The following is an 18,834-nucleotide window of genomic DNA, read 5'->3' as shown; positions in this document are numbered from 1 at the left end:
AGCGGCGCAATCGCGATCTTGGTTTTCGATGTCAAACCAATCGCTGACCAAAAGCTGACCAGCCCGTCAAGCTCGTGGCAAGGTTTTGGTCAGCACGTCAGCAAACTGCATGTTTCGAGGCTTTTCCGCAGCAAAAAAGCCGTCTCCCGAACAGTTGGGAGACGGCTGTCATAGGAAAAATCAATTACAGATGGACATCGGGATCGAGCATTTGAGCGCTCACGCGCATGGATGACGCCAAGTTTTGGAACGTTTCCAGACGCAGACTGTCGATCTGCCCGGCGTCCTCGGCCTCGCGAACGGCGCAGCCCGGTTCGTGGGTATGCGTGCAGTCGCCAAACCGGCACGCGCGCGATGCCTCGACAATCTCGGGGAAGGCGCGCGCCAGACCCCGCTCGTGACCCACGAGCGGTAAGCTGCGCAGGCCCGGGGCATCGGCGATCACGCCGGCGTCGCCCGGCAGTGCCACCATCACGCGCGCGACGGTAGTGTGACGGCCCTGGTCGTCGCGTTCGCGCACACCGCCAGTCGCCAACGTATCGTGGCCCAGCAGCGCATTGAGCAGCGTCGACTTGCCGGCACCCGACTCGCCCAGAATCATGGCGCAGCTCCCGGCAGGCACGCAGACACGGACCTCGTCCAGGCCGCGCCCCTCGGCAGAGGACGTCACGATCACGCGCATGTCCGGACCCACCAGGCGGCGCACGCGGTCCAGATCGCGCTCGAGCTCCTCGGCATCGCAGCGGTCAGCTTTGGTGAGCACCACCACCGGCTCGGCATCGCAGTCGAGCGCCAACACCAGCGAGCGCGCCACGCGGTCGAGCAGCACCTCACCGGCACCGAGCGCCTGCACGATTAGCACGCTATCCACGTTGGAGCAGAGCACCTGGCGCTCTCCACGGGCACGGCCGCGCCAACGCTCAAAGCTCGTACGGCGCGGCAGCACGCACTCAATCACGCCCATATCGTGCCCGGGAGCGCGGCGCACCGCCACACGGTCGCCCACGGCAGGCAGCAGGACCTCGTCCTCGCCGCGCGACTTGGCAAACCCCACGGCATGCTCGGCGCGGAAGGTATCGTCGGCAGTCGCCACCAGCGGAAACCCGCGATCCAAGCGAATAACGGCACCCAGTTGCATCTGCTCGGGCTCCTCGGCATGTGCGCAGAAATCATCAAAGGCAGTCTGCTGGGTTTCATCGACCGGCAGGTCATCAAACGCCGGAACATCCTGCAGCACATCGAGCCCCGGTACGCTCGCCAACAACTCCTCGGCAGACACGGGCGCTTCGGTCGCGAGTTTCCGACGACGGTCACGCTTAGCCCGTGCCCCCGTCGTCTTTTTCTTCGCCTTAGCCTTAGCCTTGCCCACAAGCGCCTCCCAGCACCACAAATCACAACTGAGCAGGTATTTTACCCACAAAAAAGAGCTGGTCGAGCAAACGCTCGACCAGCTCACATACTTTCCCTTAGCCCTTTTCATCCGCGCGGGAGAAAAGCCAGCAAGGATACCGCAGGGCCCGCCCCGGAAGCCCTTTCTCCCGAACGATCCCGCAGCGCGAAGCGCGAGGACCAGTGAGGGAGAAAGGGCGTGGGGCGGGCCCGGACGAGAGCGTTACTCCTTCTCCACAGCGCGCATGATCGCCTTGTAGATCTCCATCAACGGAATGATCAGGAAAGCAAGGCCCAGGGCGGCGATAACGCCCTTGAGCTCAAGCGTCACGGGGCCAAAGAACATCTCGGCAAGCGTCGGCTGAACGGTCACGATAACCGTCAGTACCAGCGCCAGCGCGGCAGATGCCCACAGCCACTTGTTCTGCTTCTTCATGCTAAACAGCGACGCACGACGGCTGCGCATATTGAAGCAGTGGAAGATCTCGACCATGTTGAGCGTGATGAACGCCATCATCACGCCTTCCTCGTCGGCATTGCCGGCGATCATATCGGCGATGTGGATGTAGCCCATGTCAAAGTACACGCCCACAAAGAAGCTCGCCAGCACCAGCACGGTGATGATCAGGCCCTGGACCACGCAGTCCAGACCCATATGTCCGGCAAAGACGCCGTCCTTGGCGTTGCGCGGCTTGCGCTTCATGATGTCGCCCTCGGCATCCTCCATGCCCAGCGCGAGCGCGGGGAAGCAGTCGGTGACCAGGTTCACCCACAGCAGCTGCACCGGCTGAAAGATGGTAAAGCCGATGAGCGTGGCGATAAACACCGAGAACACCTCGGCAAGGTTGGCCGAAAGCAGGAACTGGATGACCTTGCGGATGTTGTCGTAGATGCGGCGCCCCTCTTCGCAGGCACCGATGATGGTGGCGAAGTTGTCGTCGGCAAGTACCATGTCGGCGACGTTCTTGGTGACGTCGGTACCGGTGATGCCCATGCCCACGCCGATGTCGGCGCGTTTGATGGACGGGGCGTCGTTGACGCCGTCGCCCGTCATGGCCACGATCTGGTCGCGTGACTTCCATGCCTCGACGATGCGGGTCTTGTGCTCAGGCTGGACGCGGGCGTACACGCCGTAATCCTCGATGTGTGCGTCGAGTTCCTCGTCGCTCATGCAATCGAGGTCGGCACCGGTGATAGCCTGGCTGCGATCGGCGACAATGCTCAGCTGCTTGGCGATGGCCACGGCGGTGTCGATGTGGTCGCCCGTAATCATGACAGTGCGGATGCCGGCGTTGTGGGCCTCGCGGATGGCGTCGGCGACCTCGGGGCGGACCGGGTCGATCATGCCGGACAGGCCGCAGAAGACCAGGTCGTGCTCGAGCGCAGCGGGGCTGCAGTCGCTCGGAACCTCGGTGTAGGTGCGGCTTGCCAGCGCCAGCACGCGCAGGGCCTCGTCGGCCATGGCCTTGTTGGCGGCCACGAGCTCGGCACGACGCTCCTCGGTCAGCGGAACGACCCTGTCGCCGTCGTAGATATGGGTGCACAGGCCGATCACCACGTCGGGCGCGCCCTTGGTGTACTGCTCGTACTCGCCGTCCAGGGTCTCGACGACCACGGACATCATCTTGCGGCCCGAGTCGAACGGGGCCTCACCCACACGCGGGTGCTCGGCAGTCAGGCCAGTGAGACCAGCCTTGCCGGCATCGTTGACGAGCGCGCACTCGGTCGGCTCACCCACGGCCTCGCCCAGCTCCTCGTCCCACTGGGCGTCGGAGCACAGCGCCATGCCGGCCAGGAACTTCTCCTTAGGCGCAGCGAGCTCGTGCTTGACGACGGTCATCTTGTTTTGGGTAAGGGTACCGGTCTTGTCCGAGCAGATGGTCTGCGTGCAGCCAAGGGTCTCGACGGCAGAGAGCTTGCGGATGATTGCCTGGCGCTTGGCCATCTTGGTCACGCCAAGCGACAGCACGATGGTCACGACGGCGACCAGGCCCTCGGGGATGGCAGCGACGGCGAGCGAGACGGCAACCATAAAGGTATCGAGCAAGGCTGTCGGGTCAGTGAGGACGTTGCCCACGCCGTGGCGGATGATGTCGACGCCAAAGATGACGACGCAGATGACGATAACCATGATGGTGAGGATGCGGCTGAGCTCGGCAAGCTTCACCTGCAGCGGCGTGAGCTCTTCCTTGGCCTCGGCCAGAGCGCCGGCGATCTTACCCATCTCGGTGTTCATGCCGGTGCCGACCACGACGGCACGGCCACGGCCGTACACCACGGTGGAGCCCATGTAGCACATGTTCTTGCGGTCGCCGAGCGGCACGTCGTCGGTGCCGGCGGCGAGCTCGATCACGTTGGCATGCTTCTCGACGGGCACGGACTCGCCGGTAAGGGCGGCCTCCTCGATCTTCATCGTGGCGCTCTCGAGCACACGGCAGTCGGCCGGGACGGAGTCGCCCGCCTCGAGCATGATCACATCGCCGGGCACGAGCTCGGCGCTCGGCAGGTGCACGAGCTTGCCGTCGCGCAGCACCTTGGACTGCGCCGCGCTCATCTCCTGCAGGGCCTCGAGGGCCTCCTCGCTTTTAGCCTCCTGGACCACGCCCAGCACCGAGTTGACGATAACGACGAACATGATGATGGCGACATCGGCAAAGTCCGCCTCGCCCTTGACCATGCCCGTGAGCGCGCTGATGACGGCGGCAACGATCAGCATGATGACCATGGGGTCGGCCATCTGCTCAAAGAAGCGCTTCCACAACGGGGTCTTCTCGGCTTCCTCGAGCTTGTTAGGGCCTGTCTTGGCGAGGCGCGACGACGCCTCGTCGTTGCTCAGGCCGAGGTTCTCATCGACACCTTGGTCGCTGAGCACCTCCGCCGCGGCGGACAGGTATTCCTTTTGCATATAGAGTCCCCTCCTGGGATTCGGGCCACTCAGCAGATTGATGCCCGATCATAATTCCCAGGAGAAGGGCAAGGGCTCATCAAGGCTGCCGTGCTGAGCGGCAGTTGATAGTGGGGCTATGGTACCCCAAAGCGGCGCGTCTAGCCAAAACATTCCAATTGGAAACACGGCTCGAGTGCAACGATGCAGACCGTGTGACGCTCAACATTGATAAAACGTTTTTGCTTCGGTGCATCATCAAACTGAAATATCGCCCAGATAGCAGCGGTTAGAACGGTTGGTAAAGTTTTTGCATATACCGTTTTTACCGCAAAAAATGAACTTCTAATTCGGCATACGGTCGATTTTTTGGGGTATTCGGTCGGCATTTCGTTATAATCATCTCAGTTTTATTTCTTATGGTTTATCTATCAGCGCAAGACGATGTCAGATGGAGGTCTGAATGTACAAGCGCACCAAGATTGTATGCACCATGGGTCCCGCCTGCGATAGCGACGAGACCATCCGCGAGATGATCAAGGCGGGCATGAACGTCGCCCGTTTTAACTTCTCGCACGGATCCTACGACGAGCACCACGGTCGCATCGAGCGCGTCCGTCGTATTTCCAAGGAGCTCGGTCTGCCCGTCGGCATCCTGCTCGACACCAAGGGCCCCGAGGTCCGCACCGGCCTTCTGGTCGATGGCAAGAAGGTTGCCGTCAAGACCGGCGATAAGATCGTCGTCACCGCTCAGCCCACGTCCGAGGATTTCCACGGCACCGCTGAGCACATCTCCCTCGACTACCTGGCTCTGCCCTCCGAGGTCGAGAAGGGCTCCCTTATCCTGATCGATGACGGTCTGGTTGCCCTCGAGGTCGAGTCCGTCGACGGCCAGGACATGACCTGCGTCGTTAAGAACGACGGCCTGATCGGCGAGCGCAAGGGCGTCAACATGCCCAACGTCAACATCTCGCTGCCCGCCATCACCGAGCGCGATCGTCAGGACATCCTCTTTGGCCTGACCGAGAACATCGACTACATCGCCGCTTCCTTCATCCGTGACGGCGAGTCCGTCCGCGGCATCCGCGAGCTTTGCCGCGAGAACGGCGGCGAGCACGTGACGATCTTCCCGAAGATCGAGTGCGCCCTGGGCGTCGAGAACTTCGACGAGATTCTCGAGGCTTCCGACGGCATCATGGTCGCCCGTGGCGACCTGGGCATCGAGATCAAGCCCGAGCTCGTTCCGCACATCCAGAAGGAGATCATCGCCAAGTGCAACGCGGCCTACAAGCCCGTTATCACCGCTACGCAGATGCTCGACTCCATGCAGCAGAACCCGCGCCCGACGCGCGCCGAGGTTGCCGACGTTGCTAACGCCATCTACGACGGCACCGACGCCGTTATGCTCTCTGGCGAGTCCGCTGCCGGTAAGTACCCGGTCGAGGCCGTCAAGATGCAGGCCAGCATTGCTCTCGAGACCGAGAAGTACCTCCCGGCTCACGCTCCGCTCGAGGTTCCGGCTGACGCTCACGGCACCCGCGTTGTCAACAACGTTGTGGGTATGTCCGCTGTGAACATGGCCACCACCGTTGGCGCCAAGTGCATCACCGTGCCGACGACCACCGGTCGTACCGCTCGCCTGATTTCGCACTTCCGTCCCAACATGCCGATCTGCGCGTTCTCCCGCCACGAGTGGGCCGTCCAGCAGATGATCATGTACTGGGGCGTTATCCCGCATCAGGCCGAGATTACCCAGGGCACCGTCAACGGCACGATCGTCAAGGCGATCGAGACCGCTAAGGAGCTCGGCTACGTCGAGGCCGGCGACCTGACCGTCGCTACCGCCGGCGATCCCCGCATGAGCGTCCAGCTCGAGGACAAGGTCTCCTCGACCAACGTCGCTTACGTCGCTCAGGTGCGCTAAAACGCACTTGCAAGCATACTTGCATTGCAAAGGGCCCGGAAGGCTTCGCCTTCCGGGCCCTTTTTCTGTGCCAATGCCGCCGCACGGCAAAACACGCACTCATTTCTTTACCAAAAGCGCGAAATCCACCCTTCGAGGCCCAAAAAATAAAGCCCCAAGCGCTAAAAGTGTTCGCCCGGTGGCAAACCCACACCTCACACAGGGCTGATAAATCGTTTTAGCAAGAACCAAATCGACCTGGTTTTCGGAAGTATGCGGCAAATTCTGGAACCTTCGAGCACACCCTGTTTTTTCGCAACAAAATGCCTGATAAACTAGCCTCAAAAGCCAGGTCCGCTCATAGGGTTCAGATTTTGCCGCATACTTCCGGAATGACGCTGGCATCACTCGCTTCAAAGAGATGATTTCGGCCAGGAGGGCTTTATGGACCTGACGCTTTGTGGGCAATCCGCCTTTAACTACTACCGCATCCCGCCGCAGGTATTAGGCCTTTACCCCGCCATTAGCCTTGGCAATATGGATCGCAGATGTTGTGGCCTCGGAAGTCATGCAGTTGTAAAAGACCTGCTTCACGCACCACTTCACAGGCTTGTATTCACTCGGGCACAATCCGGGTCGCGAAGCCTGTTTAAATCGCACCTCCTGACCCAAGAACCACCTCCGGGGTCGTTTAGGCAGACTGAACATGGGTTTGATGTCACGTCACCGGAGTTCACGCTGCTCAGCCTTGCCACGCAGGTCTCACGCAACCAGTTACTCATGGCGTGCTACGAGATGTGCGGCTCCTTTGCAGTGTTTAAGCCCTGCGAGCGAACGCAACAACAACTCGATGAAGCTATTTCGCTTAAGTTCATTCCACCCAACTGCGGCTGGGAGCGAGTTAACGACACCAAGGGCAATGACACCAACTTGTGGAAGCGCACGCCGCTTCTTACCGCAACGGATATCGCCGCGTTCGCCAAGCAAGCCGCAGGCCTGCGCGGCGTCAAACAACTGCACTGGGCGGCCGAGCACATGACGGGGCAGGCCGCCTCGCCCTTCGAAGTACAGACCTCCATGCTTATCTCGCTCCCCCGCGACGAGGGCGGCCAGGGCATCGAGATCGCCAACAACGCGCGCATCCCGCTCAGTGAAGCCGCACGTTCGCTGTATGACAAAACCTGCTGCTACGCCGATATCCTCATCGAAAGCGCCACCGACAGCATGGGCATCATTCTGGAATGCCAAGGCCGCTCTGCCCACGACAGCGAAGCCGCGAGCCTCTCCGATGCCGAGCGCGCCACCGCACTCACAAGCATGGGCTACGACGTCATCCAAATTACCTATGACCAGATCAAGGAGAAGAAGAGCTTCGACCACATAGCCGAGCTCATCCATAAAAAGGCCGGGCTTCCCCACATCCCAAAGACCAAACAGGAGCGCATTGCCGAAGATACCTTACGGCAAAAGCTACTTGTCGATTGGGTTGAGCTATTCACTGCCGGGCCGGCCAGCTAGCAGCTAGCAATCAGGGGCAGCGCAGGCACATCGGGCGATTCGACACGGGCGGCAAAACCCGCCTCGGTCAGCTCGATCACCTCGGTAAACGTTGCGTCGAAGAACTCCTCGGTCAGCAGGCGGTATGGCGGATGGTCGGGCTCACCGGGGTTTTCGCGCACGATCTCGTGCATAACGCCGATGGTCTTGAGCACATACTCCTTATGGATGGGATACTGCCCAAAACGCGTCGCAGCGGTATACAGGCGATCGGTCGCACGCGGAATCGAAACAATGCCGAGCGTCTTGCCAAACCAGTCAAAGTCGCCTTGCTTTTTAATGCGGAATTCCTCGCACGGCTTGCCGCTGTGCGCCTCCAGGTACTGATTCACGCGCGTATTCCACACGGTATCGGCCACGAGGTGAGACCAAACTCCCAGCGTAAGATCGAGCAGCGACTGCGCCACGTCATCGGGCGCGAGCGAAAGCTCGCTAGCACCGGGACCGACAACCGGCTCGGCATCCCTGTAGCGCTGGGGATAGTGCACGCGATTCAGTCGCTCGCGCTCCTCGATAATCGAGGTCGCCGCGGCTAGCGCACCGGTGGGTGAACTTTTAAGCAACGGTGCCACATAGGTATCCCAGAACTCGTGCTCACGCGGCTTAGGGATAGGCTCGGGCTTGGCAAAGTGCGTAATGCGGTACGGGATGGGATCGGCGATGCCAGGGACCATATAGCCCACGAAAATATCCGGAACCACGCAGCCAAACAAAAAGGCATTGCGGTCGCGCACGCTCTTGGCAAGCGCACCGGTGCGCTCCAGCAAACGCTCCGTCTGAGCGATATGAATGTTCCAGCTTGGCATAGCCACCCCCATAAAAAACCTGGATAACTATACCATCACGGCAAAGCCGCGCGGGCGGCTACGCACGCTCTACGCAGCAACTAGTCCGTAGCACCGCTTTCGGTTCCATACGACGGCGAAGGCGCCTCGACCACATGGTGATATCGATCGATATAGATTGCACGGGCACCCAGGCGTCGCACCAAATCCTGGTGATGTGTGCTCATCAAGACCGTCTTACCCGCCGCGACGTAGGCCAGCAAGAAGTTGACCACGATGTCGCATGAATCCTCGTCGAGCCCATTGGTAGGCTCGTCGAGCACCAGGATATCCGGGTTCATCGACACCACCGCAGCCAGCGCAACGCGCTTCTTTTGCCCGCCCGAGAGCTGATAGGGAGAGACGTCGACAAGGTCGGCAACCTGGAACAGCTCCATGGCATCGCGCACGCGGCGCTCGAGCTCGTCTGCCGGCAGCCCCATCTGCGCGGGACCAAAAGCAACTTCCTCGCCCACCGTAGCGCAGAACAGCTGGGCGTCGGCATTCTGGAACACAAAGCCCACGCGCTGATGAAAACGCTGAGCGGCCGCAGAATCCTTTAGAAACGCCGCATCGACCGCATGCCCGTCGAACAGGTACGCACCCGCGTCCGCAAGCTCAAGGCCGTTGATAAGACGCATAATCGTCGTCTTGCCGCAGCCGTTAGGACCAAGCAGAGCAACGAGCTCTCCACGGTTCACCTGCAATGAAACGCCATCGACCACCGTATGACCCGCATAGGAAAACACCACGTCGCGAAACTCGATGAGCGGCGTGACCTCGGCGCCGGCAGCACCGCTCGCACCCATCGCGTTATTCGTATCGTTTGCCAAAACGTCGCCCTTCCCTACTCACATCAACGGTTCGACCGTCCGCGCTACAGCACCGCGCACAACACGGCGAGCAACGCCACAACGGCCGCGTAAACCGCATCGTGCCAGCCAAAGCCGCTCCGTGCAAGCGCCGGATACACGCCGGCGAAGCCGCGACACAGCATGGCCTCGTCCATCGCGCGGCTGCATTCCATCGCCTTGATAAACGTCATGCCCATGATACCCGCCAGCGAATCGGTGCGCGAAAAACCCGCAGGCGCGGAACCGACGCTGCGCAGCATGACCGATTCGCACAGATCGTGCGCCGTGCGTCCCAGCACCTCAATATGCTTGAGCGCCATATCAAACGTAAAGATAACCTCGTCGGGCAGGTGCAGCATTTTGAGCGCCGCCGACATGCGGCTCCAGGTGAGCGTCCACGAAACACCCAGCACCAGCGACACATTAATAAACGTCTTGAGCGCGATCTTGAGCATGGCGCCCATGGCAGACGCGCTCAGCAACAGGGCAGGCAGCGCCAGAACCACCGCAAGCCCCGTGGCGCCAAGCGCCGGTACAAAAGTCGCGCGCAACCCGCGCGCGGGGCGCACCGCGACCAGCACCAGCGCGATAGCCGCCATCAGCATCAGGTACAGCGGGCTCTGCGTCAGACACACGCACAGGACGCAAACGAACATCCCCACCAGGCGCACCGGAGCCGAAACGCAAGAAAGGGCGCGGTCGACCATCGACCCGCCCTCGTGCGCGCCTCCACCCACGCGAACCCGCTCAAGCAGGCTCGCCAGGTGCAGGACATTCTTTTGCATCACACGATGCCGAGCCCCCACGGGCTCATATCGCTCCTCGGCCGCAAGCCAGCTAGGCAGCTCGGCTATTGCCATGAGCACCGCTTTCCTTAACCGTCAGCGAGATCAGGCGGAATGCGATGGTGAGCACCGCCACGCCAATCACGCCGGACAGGATATACATGGCAGCCTGACCGGCAAAGTCAAGGCCCTGCTCCTCGGAATAGGCCTGCAGATAATCGCCCGTGGGCAGGACATCGGCAAAGGTCGGAGTATCGAGGCCAACCGAAGTCTGCAGACTGTCGTCACCAGCCTCCTGAACGGCGGTCGCGGCGCCCTCGGCGTCCCACTCGCCCCATGCGTCACCCGTGGCCAGCAGGCCCAGCGGCGTGGCCACGACAAGCACGGCGACCAGGATGAGCGTGGGGACCAGCGAGGTCTTCTTGGCGGCTGCGCCCTCGGCAGTAAGCTGTCCATCGGCGGCTTCGGGGCCGACGATAACGCCCGGCGCCGTCTTCTTGATAAAGCCGTAGATCGCGGCAGTCGCCACGCCCTCGACCACACCGGCTACCAGCATGTGCGGAATCAACATGGCCGGAATGGAAACAGACAGCGGGAAGGGGCAGTATAGCGGGGCACCCGAGGCGTTGGTGAAGAGCATCGGCTGAATGCCGAACTCGATGGCAGCGCACAGGGCAGCCACGCACAAGCCGATCCAGCCGCTCACGATGGCAGAAACCGAAGTGCCCCAGCTCTTGTCGTGCAAACGGCTGTTAAGCGCGCGGAACACGATGGCTGCGGCAAACGGCAACACGAAGGCCATGTTAAAGCAGTTAGCGCCAAAGGACAGGATGCCGCCGTCGCCAAACAGCAGCGCTTGCAGCGCCAGCGCGACCGAAACCGCGATGGCAGCGGCCTCGGGACCCAGCAGCAGCGCGATGAGCGCGCCGCCGACGGCGTGGCCTGTGGTGCCGCCAGGCAGCGGCACGTTGAACATCATGAGCAGGAAGGAGAACGCAGCGCAGATGCCCAGGAAAGCCATGTGCTCGCGATCGAGCGTGGCGCGTACCTTTTTGATGCAATGGACCCAAACGGGCACCATCGCCACCGCCATAACGGCATCGGTCTGCGGGGACAGGTAGTTATCTGGAATGTGCATATACGCCTCCCGGTTATCGACGCACAGAATTGCAACGCCGCTTGAATCACCTTGTCAGTGTTACGCATTGTCAGATTCGTAACACGCCGCGGGCTATCATAGCAAAACGGCGCACTGCCGACAAAGCAGCACGCCGTTATGTAATGCGCGTGTCATATATGAAGGCTCAACGGTGCCTTATACCGAAAACAGCAGTCACGTAAGACTCGGCGGCAGCCGACGCTGGCCTATATCCGGCGCAGGACCTAGCCGCGGACCTCGCCGTTTACGCCCTTGCACACCTTGGTGACGATCTTCTGGTGCGCCTTTTCGACCTCTTCGCTGGTGAGCGTGTGGTCGTCGGAGCGATACGTAAGCGCAAAGGCCATGGATTTCTTGCCCTTGCCGATGCGGACCGGATCGCGGTAGACATCGAACAGGCGCACGCCCTCGAGCAGCTTGCCGCCGGCACTCGTAATACGACGCTCAAGATCCTCGCAGGTCACAGTGTTGTCAACCACGATAGCGAGGTCGTGCTCAACGGCCGGGTACTGCGAGAACTCACGGTAGTTCTCCTGGTTGCGGGCGCCCTTGATCAGCTTATCCAAGTCGAGCTCAAAGGCGACGACGACCTCGTCAATGCCCATAGCCTCGCGCGCCTCGGGGTGGATCTCGCCGACCCAACCCAGCACGGTGCCGCCGGACAGGACCTCGGCAGCACGACCCGGCTGCAGGAAGGCATAGCCCTCGCCCTCGACGGGACGGAAGCGAACCTTCTCGATGCGCAGCTGGGCGAGCAGCTCCTCGACGATGCCCTTGCCAAAGAAGAAACGCAGCTTGCGGTACTTCATGCTCCAAGACTGCTCGCTCCACTGGCCCGAGAGCACACCCGCCACGGACTTGGTCTCCTTGGGCAGGCTGGCATTCTCGCGACCATGGAACAGGCTGCCGACCTCGTACAGGTGCACGTTGGGCGTACCGTGCGCCTCGTTGTAGGCCACGGACTGCAGCAGGCCCGGCAGCAGCGAGCGGCGCATCTCGGTCTGCTCGGCCACCAGCGGGTTCATGAGCACCACGGGGCAGCCGCGGCCCTCGGTGGACATACCGATCTTCTCCAGGTCGCCCGGGGCGGCAAAGCCAAAAGTCGTGGTCTCGTTGAGGCCGCAGGCGCGCAGGATCTCGCCGACCTTGCGGGTAAGCTTCTGCTCGCGCGTCAGACCGCCGATGTGGTTCTTGGCAGCCGGAATGGTCGCCGTGACGCGACCCATGCCCCATAGGCGCAGGACCTCCTCGATCAGGTCGATCTCACGCGGCAGGTCGGGACGGAAGCTCGGCGGCGTGACCATAAAGTCCTCGCCGTCGCACTCGACGGTGCAGCCCAAGCGGGTGAGCGAGCGCTCGATAAAGTCGGGCTCGATGTCGGCGCCGCAGATGGCGTGCACGCGGGCAAGGCGCAGCTTAATGCTGTCGATGGTCTTGGGCGCGGGGAACACGTCCACATAGCCGGGGGCGACCTCGCCGCCGGCGATCTCCTCGATGAGCGCGCATGTCACATTGGCGACGTCCACGCAGCCGGTCTCGTCGACCTGGCGCTCAAAGCGAATGGAGGCGTCGGAGATCAGCGAAAGGTCGCGGCTGGTGTGCGAGGTGCGGCCGGCATTGAAGCAGGCGCTCTCGACCATCACGTCAACGGTATCGTCCTCGATCTCGGAATCCATGCCACCCATAACGCCGGCCAACGCCACGGGGCGCTCGCCGTCGGTGATGAGGCCCATGCCGGCGTCGAGCGTGCGCTCCTCGCCGTCGAGGGTCGTAAACTTCTCGTCCTGTTGGGCGGCGCGAACCACCACGCGACGATGGCCATCGCGCTCGGCAAAGGTGTCCAGGTCAAAGGCGTGCAGCGGCTGACCGGTGAGCATCATCACATAGTTGGTGATGTCGACGATGTTGTTGTGCGGGCGCACGCCCAAGGCGTTAAGGCGCTTGACCATCCAGTCGGGCGACGGGCCGACCTTGACGTTGCGCACGATGCGGGCAACGTAGCGGTCGCACAGGCCCTCGTCGGCAATCTCGACCGAAAGCTCGTCGTCGGTCGCGCGGCCGGTCTCGGCCTTGATGGCGGGCAGCTCAACGTGGAAATCGCGGTCGAAGATGGCGCCGGTCTCGCGGGCCATGCCGATCATGGACAGGCAATCGGGACGGTTGGGCGTGATCTCGCAGTCGAGCACGGTGTCGCTCGAGCCCACGTACTCGGCAAACGGCATGCCGCAGGGCGTATCCTCGGGCAGGATCATGATGCCGGAGTGGTCGCCGCCCAAGCCGAGCTCGCGCGCGGAGCAGTTCATGCCCATGGACACGACGCCGCGAAGCTTGCTCTTCTTGATCTTGACGTCGCCGGGCAGGACAGCGCCGATCATGGCCGTGACGATGTGGTCACCGGCCTCGAAGTTCTGCGCGCCGCAGACGATCTGCAGCGGAGCGGGGTTGCCGTCGGCGTCGAGGTTCTTGTCACCCACGTCGACCGAGCACACATACATGTGGTCGCTATCGGGGTGCGGGGTCTTGGTGAGCACCTGGGCGGTCACCACGTGGTCGAAGGACTCGCCCACGGTGTCGATCGCCTCGACCTCGGTGCCGGTACGGATATATTCGTCCGAAAGGGTCTTGGGATCCTCCGGAATATCGATCATGGTCTTGAGCCAGTCGTAAGAAACGCGCATCTAACTGGTCTCCTTTCATAAATGCGGCTTTGAGCCGGAAACTGCAACTAAGAAGAAAGCGTTCTAGAACTGGTTCAAGAACCTCATGTCACCAGTCATCAACGTGCGCAGGTCGGGCAGGTCGTAGCGCAGGGCCGCGACGCGCTCGGCGCCAATACCAAAGGCGAAGCCGGTGTACTTCTCGGGGTCGATACCGCAGTTGATCAGGACGTTGGGGTCGACCATGCCGCAGCCCAGGATCTCGATCCAGCCGCTGTGTTTGCAGAAGTTGCAGCCCTTGCCGCCGCACACATGGCAGCTCACGTCCACCTCGCAGGAAGGCTCGGTGAAGGGGAAGAAGTGCGGGCGATAGCGCGTCTTGCGATCCTCACCAAACATGCACTTAACAAAGTAGTCGAGCGTGCCCTTAAGATCGCCAAAGGTGATACCCTCGTCGACGACCAGGCCCTCGATCTGGTTGAACTGCGGCAGGTGGCAGGCGTCGGCCGTGTCGGGACGGTAGACGGTGCCCGGGCAGATCATGTAGATGGGCGGCTTCTGCGACTCCATGGTGTGGATCTGCACGCCCGAGGTCTGGGTGCGCAGCAGCACGTCGGACTCGCCGTGAGCGTGAGCCTCGGGATGCGCGACGCTGCCGGGGTTGTTGTCGACCACATAGAACGTGTCGCGAGCCGAGCGGCTCGGGTGATCCATGGGCGCGTTGAGTGCGGTGAAGTTGTAGTAGGAGGTATCGACCATGGGGCCGGACTCGACAGTGTAGCCGATGCCGCAGAAGATGTCCTCGGCCTCCTCGATGATCTGCTTGATCAGGTGCTGGTGACCGATCTGCGGACGGATCCCCGGCAGCGTGATGTCGACGGCCTCGTGCTCGAGTGCGTGCTTGAGGGCGGCGGCCTTCATCTCGGTGGTGCGCTCGTCGAGCATGCCCTCGATCAGATGGCGCATCTCGTTGGCGCGTTTGCCCATCATGGGACGATCCTCGGGGGCGAGCTTGCCCATCATGCGCATCAGGCCGGTGATACGGCCCTTGCGACCGAGCAGCTCAACGCGCGCAGCCTCGAGCTTGGCGGCGTCGTCGGCGCTAGTGACGAGCTCCTTGGCCTCTTCCTCGAGTTTGACCAGATCATCAATCAGACTCATGTCTTCCCTTTCGTCTCTCGCGCTCCCCGCTTGCCGAGGCGGCTGCCGCCGTCTGACGTTGCGAAAACGCGGCCCGGTTCGGTAACAAAAAACCGCCCTCGGGCATGTGCATTGCCCAAGGACGGTTGAATTCCGCGGTACCACCTTGTTTGACCCGGCGGATGTCTGGCCCGCCGCGCCCACTCTTTGCCCCTTGTCGCGAGGCTCACGGCTTCCCTACTGGGGCTTCGCCGCCGCTGGCCGCGTGCCCGTTGAGGTTGCTGCTCGGGAGTGAACGCTTGGCCCTTGCCACCGCAGGAAGGCTTGCAGCCCATGACCTTCCCTCTCTTGCCGGCGACGCGACGGGCAAAACCCTCTCCGTCAACGCATTGGGCTATAGGATAACACATTCTGCGAGCATATCGCCGCGTTCCGTTTTTTTCGCACTGGGTACAAGGCAGGTAGCTGTGCAAACTGGCCGCACGCCCACCCGTGGCGCTCGGCTCACGAGATCAAGGATATGGTATGGGAAATAAGCACGATAAGAAGGCCAAGGCCGCAGCGGACAAGACGCCCAAAGGCATAAAGGTCGACAAGGCCGTCAAAAAGTTCCGCAAACTCGAGAGCAAGCTGTGGACTCGCGAGTACCTGCTCAAGATTGCCGAGTTCGATGGAGCGACGATTGCTCCTGCCAACGGCGCTGCCGCCCGTGCCGACGCCATGGGCACGCTTGCCGGCGAGCATCACAAGCTGCTGACCAGCGAGAAGTCCGTTGAGCTCGTACGCTCGTTAGCGCGCGAGACGGTTGCAGGCGGACACGTAGACGACCCGCAGCTGCTCGACGAGATTCGCGTGCTCGGCCGCGACCAGCGCGAGGCAAGCGTTATTCCTACCGAGGAGGCCGAGGCCTGGACCAGGCTCACCTGCGAGGCCGACGCCGTGTGGCATAAGGCCAAGACGGCCAACGACTGGGCGAGCTTTGAGCCCTATGTGGATAGAATCGTCGCCCAACTTAAGCATCAGGCCGAACTCATGGACCCCAAGCGCGACCCATACGACGTTTGGCTCGACCGGCACGAGCGCGGCCTTTCCGCCAAGAGCTTCGACGCGTTTTGCGAGGAGGTCAAGGCCACGGTCGTGCCGCTCGTGCACGCCATCGGCGAGCGCGGCCAGCAGCCCGATGCCGACTTTTTGCACGCCCGCGTGCCCGAGGCCGCCCAGCGCGCCATGAGCTTCGACCTGATGAAGCTCGTCGGCCTGAACCTGGACGACACCACGCTTGCCTTTACCGAGCACCCGTTTAGCGAGGGCTTTGCCGTGGGTGACGCGCGCATCGCGACACACATCTACGAGGACGATTGCATCTCCAACGTCTACAGCATCATCCACGAGGCGGGGCACACCATGTACGAGCTGGGCGTCAATCCCGCCTATGCGCGCACCCGCCTGGAGGGCGGCACCTCCATGGGCATCCACGAGAGCCAGAGCCGCTTTTTCGAGAACACCGTGGGCCGCAGCCGTGCCTTTATGGGGCCGCTGCTCGAGGTGCTGCGCCGCCACGCACCCGAGGTCTACGGCGACGTCGACGAGGACACGCTCTACCACGCCGTGAACATCGCGCAGCCTTCGCTGATCCGCACCGAGGCCGACGAGCTCACCTATCCGCTGCACGTTATGGTGCGCTACGAGATCGAGCGCATGCTGTTTGCCGGCGAGGCCACGGCCAAGGACATCCCCGCGCTTTGGAATCGCTTTATGGATGAGTACCTGGGCATTCCCGTTCCCGACGACACGCACGGCTGCCTACAGGATACGCACTGGAGCAGCGGCTCGTTTGGCTACTTCCCCACGTATGCGCTGGGCAGCGCCTACGACGCCATGTTCGTGCCGGCCATGTGCCGCGACGGCGTCGACCTTACCGGTGCCTGCGCGAGCGGCGATCTGGCGCCCGTCCGTGCCTGGCTGGGCGAGCACATTTGGCAGTGGGGCCGCGCCAAAGACGCGCCGGAGCTCATCAAGAGCGCCTGCGGTATGGCGTTTGACGCCCGCTACTACTGCAGCTACCTCCAGGACAAGTTCACCACGCTGTACGAGCTGTAAAGCTTAGGCGACACGCCAACGCAAAGGGGGCGCCGCGGAATTGGTTCCGCGGCGCCCCCCTTTCACCTAGTCATTGGGGACGTTCTTTAATGACTAGTCGTTTGGGACACTCTTTGCCAGCCAGAAGCACGGATGACGAAGAGTGTCCCCGATGACTAGTCGTTTAAGAACGTCCCCAATGACTAGGTTGACGCCGATGTCTTGGCAACGTCGAGCAGTTACGCGGTTTGGTAAAACCGCGTAACTAAAGGGCTTCGAGTGCAGCGGCGATGCGCTTCATGGCGGCATCGGCGGCTGCCTGGTCAGGAGCTTCGGCCAGTACGCGGATCACCGACTCGGTTCCGCTCTTGCGCACGAGCACGCGGCCCTCGCCCGCCAGCGCGGCCTCGGCCTCGGCGATCGCATTCTGCACGCCCATGTTCTCGAGCGCGGCGTCCTTGTCGGCCACGCGCACGGCAACCTGCGCCTGCGGCAGCAGCTTGCACGGAGCCGTGAGCTGCGAGAGCGTCTCGCGCTCGGCGCGAATCACTTCCATAACGCGCAGCGAGGTCATAATGCCGTCGCCCGTGCGCTCGATATCGCCAAAGATCGTATGGCCCGTCTGCTCACCGCCCAGGCTGTAGCCGCCCTCGCGCATCTTGGCATACACGTGACGGTCGCCCACGCCGCTGGTCACGGCGCTCAGACCGGCAAGCTCCAGCGACTTGACCAGGCCAAAGTTGCTGGCGATCGTCGGCACCACGGTACCGCCCGAGAGGCGCCCGTGCTTGTTCAGATACACGCCGCACACGTACAGGATCTGGTCGCCGTCTACCACGCGACCGCGCTCATCCACGGCCAGGCAGCGGTCGGCATCGCCATCGTAGGCAAAACCCACGTCCAGGCCCTGCTCCACCACATGGCGCTGCAGGCGCTCCATATGCGTGGAGCCGCAGTCGACGTTGATGTTAAAGCCATCGGGCGCGGCATTGATCACGCGCACGTCGGCACCGAGCGCGTCAAACACCGGCTTGGCCACCGAGGAAGCCGAGCCGTTGGCGCAGTCGATACCGATCTTGACGCCCTGCAGCGAAAAGTTCGCACTTGCAATGAGCGAAGCAATGTAGCGGTTGCGACCCTGCATGTAGTCCACCGTGGCGCCGATGTGGTTGCCCGTGGCCAGCGGCACCTCGCTCTTGCCATCGATGTAGTCCTCGATGAGCTCCAGCACGTCCTCGTCCATCTTAAAACCGTCGCTGTTGACGAGCTTAATGCCGTTATCGCAAAACGGGTTGTGGCTCGCGCTGATCATGATGCCGCAATCGAAGCAGCCTTCCACAGTCTGATGCGCTACGCCTGGCGTGGGGATCACGTGCAGCATATAGGCGTCCGCACCGCTCGCGACCAGGCCGCTCACCAGCGCCGCCTCAAACATATAACTCGAGCGACGTGTGTCCTTGCCCACGATGACGCGCGCTTTGCGCTCGCGGTTGGCGCCGTAATACCAGCCCACAAAACGGCCAATCTTATAAGCGTGCTCTACCGTCAGCCCAACGTTGGCCTCACCGCGAAAGCCGTCGGTGCCAAAGTACTTCATATCTTA

At 62.1% G+C, this 18,834-nt stretch carries 12 protein-coding genes; 3 read left to right on the top strand and 9 right to left on the bottom strand.

Annotation, left to right across the window (positions count from 1 at the left end):
* Positions 1-184: 184 nt before the first annotated feature.
* Positions 185-1,138 carry a ribosome small subunit-dependent GTPase A gene (gene rsgA / locus GPK42_RS09165; RefSeq protein ID WP_215694924.1) on the bottom strand — a complete coding sequence of 318 codons (954 nt, stop codon included), beginning with the start codon at positions 1,136-1,138 and terminating at the stop codon, positions 185-187.
* Positions 1,139-1,612: 474 nt separating this feature from the next.
* The gene (locus GPK42_RS09160) at positions 1,613-4,294 is read right to left on the bottom strand and encodes a cation-translocating P-type ATPase (RefSeq protein ID WP_215694876.1); all 2,682 of its coding nucleotides are present in this window, start codon (positions 4,292-4,294) and stop codon (positions 1,613-1,615) included.
* 442 nt (positions 4,295-4,736) lie between these two features.
* Here GPK42_RS09160 and pyk point away from each other — a divergent pair, with 442 nt between their 5' ends.
* Entirely contained in the window at positions 4,737-6,197 is a 1,461-nt protein-coding gene (gene pyk, locus GPK42_RS09155) for a pyruvate kinase (RefSeq protein ID WP_055250555.1), read from the top strand.
* A gap of 423 nt (positions 6,198-6,620) precedes the next feature.
* The gene (locus tag GPK42_RS09150) at positions 6,621-7,694 is read left to right on the top strand and encodes an endonuclease domain-containing protein (protein WP_215694875.1); all 1,074 of its coding nucleotides are present in this window, start codon (positions 6,621-6,623) and stop codon (positions 7,692-7,694) included.
* Here GPK42_RS09150 and GPK42_RS09145 read toward each other — a convergent pair.
* The 6 genes from GPK42_RS09145 to pheS form a co-directional block, all read right to left on the bottom strand.
* The gene (locus GPK42_RS09145; protein WP_252200229.1) at positions 7,691-8,539 is read right to left on the bottom strand and encodes a hypothetical protein; all 849 of its coding nucleotides are present in this window, start codon (positions 8,537-8,539) and stop codon (positions 7,691-7,693) included. The two genes, GPK42_RS09150 and GPK42_RS09145, sit on opposite strands and share 4 nt — an antisense overlap.
* Positions 8,540-8,619: 80 nt before the next feature.
* Positions 8,620-9,390 carry an energy-coupling factor ABC transporter ATP-binding protein gene (locus tag GPK42_RS09140; protein WP_215694873.1) on the bottom strand — a complete coding sequence of 257 codons (771 nt, stop codon included), beginning with the start codon at positions 9,388-9,390 and terminating at the stop codon, positions 8,620-8,622.
* A gap of 44 nt (positions 9,391-9,434) precedes the next feature.
* Positions 9,435-10,271, bottom strand: coding sequence for an energy-coupling factor transporter transmembrane component T family protein (locus tag GPK42_RS09135; protein WP_215694872.1), 837 nt, complete (start codon positions 10,269-10,271; stop codon positions 9,435-9,437).
* On the bottom strand, positions 10,249-11,334 hold the full coding sequence (gene cbiM / locus GPK42_RS09130; protein WP_215694871.1) for a cobalt transporter CbiM: 1,086 nt from the start codon (positions 11,332-11,334) through the stop codon (positions 10,249-10,251). Before cbiM ends, GPK42_RS09135 begins: the two co-directional genes overlap by 23 nt.
* A 245-nt stretch (positions 11,335-11,579) precedes the next feature.
* On the bottom strand, positions 11,580-14,033 hold the full coding sequence (gene pheT, locus GPK42_RS09125) for a phenylalanine--tRNA ligase subunit beta (RefSeq protein ID WP_215694870.1): 2,454 nt from the start codon (positions 14,031-14,033) through the stop codon (positions 11,580-11,582).
* Positions 14,034-14,096: 63 nt separating this feature from the next.
* The gene (gene pheS, locus GPK42_RS09120) at positions 14,097-15,173 is read right to left on the bottom strand and encodes a phenylalanine--tRNA ligase subunit alpha (protein ID WP_215694869.1); all 1,077 of its coding nucleotides are present in this window, start codon (positions 15,171-15,173) and stop codon (positions 14,097-14,099) included.
* Positions 15,174-15,677: 504 nt separating this feature from the next.
* Here pheS and GPK42_RS09115 point away from each other — a divergent pair.
* Complete coding sequence (locus GPK42_RS09115; protein WP_215694868.1) at positions 15,678-17,252, top strand: carboxypeptidase M32; 1,575 nt, start codon at positions 15,678-15,680, stop codon at positions 17,250-17,252.
* Between the two features lie 244 nt (positions 17,253-17,496).
* On the opposite strand, the gene glmM is transcribed toward GPK42_RS09115, so the two are convergent.
* Positions 17,497-18,828: a phosphoglucosamine mutase gene (gene glmM, locus GPK42_RS09110; RefSeq protein ID WP_215694867.1), complete on the bottom strand. Its 1,332-nt coding sequence runs from the start codon at positions 18,826-18,828 to the stop codon at positions 17,497-17,499.
* Positions 18,829-18,834: the final 6 nt, after the last annotated feature.

This window comes from Collinsella aerofaciens (assembly GCF_018785265.1).
Lineage (GTDB): Bacteria > Actinomycetota > Coriobacteriia > Coriobacteriales > Coriobacteriaceae > Collinsella > Collinsella aerofaciens_AI.
This window is presented reverse-complemented; position numbering and strand designations above follow the sequence as displayed.

Bases quoted from the DNA above. Each gene is read 5' to 3' on its own strand.
- GPK42_RS09160 (WP_215694876.1), bottom strand. From the start codon at position 4,294: ATGCAAAAGGAATACCTGTCCGCCGCGGCGGAGGTGCTCAGCGACCAA.
- pheT (WP_215694870.1), bottom strand. From the start codon at position 14,033: ATGCGCGTTTCTTACGACTGGCTCAAGACCATGATCGATATTCCGGAG.
- pheS (WP_215694869.1), bottom strand. From the start codon at position 15,173: ATGAGTCTGATTGATGATCTGGTCAAACTCGAGGAAGAGGCCAAGGAG.
- cbiM (WP_215694871.1), bottom strand. From the start codon at position 11,334: ATGCACATTCCAGATAACTACCTGTCCCCGCAGACCGATGCCGTTATG.
- pyk (WP_055250555.1), top strand. From the start codon at position 4,737: ATGTACAAGCGCACCAAGATTGTATGCACCATGGGTCCCGCCTGCGAT.
- rsgA (WP_215694924.1), bottom strand. From the start codon at position 1,138: ATGCAACTGGGTGCCGTTATTCGCTTGGATCGCGGGTTTCCGCTGGTG.
- glmM (WP_215694867.1), bottom strand. From the start codon at position 18,828: ATGAAGTACTTTGGCACCGACGGCTTTCGCGGTGAGGCCAACGTTGGG.
- GPK42_RS09115 (WP_215694868.1), top strand. From the start codon at position 15,678: ATGGGAAATAAGCACGATAAGAAGGCCAAGGCCGCAGCGGACAAGACG.
- GPK42_RS09145 (WP_252200229.1), bottom strand. From the start codon at position 8,539: ATGCCAAGCTGGAACATTCATATCGCTCAGACGGAGCGTTTGCTGGAG.
- GPK42_RS09150 (WP_215694875.1), top strand. From the start codon at position 6,621: ATGGACCTGACGCTTTGTGGGCAATCCGCCTTTAACTACTACCGCATC.
- GPK42_RS09135 (WP_215694872.1), bottom strand. From the start codon at position 10,271: ATGGCAATAGCCGAGCTGCCTAGCTGGCTTGCGGCCGAGGAGCGATAT.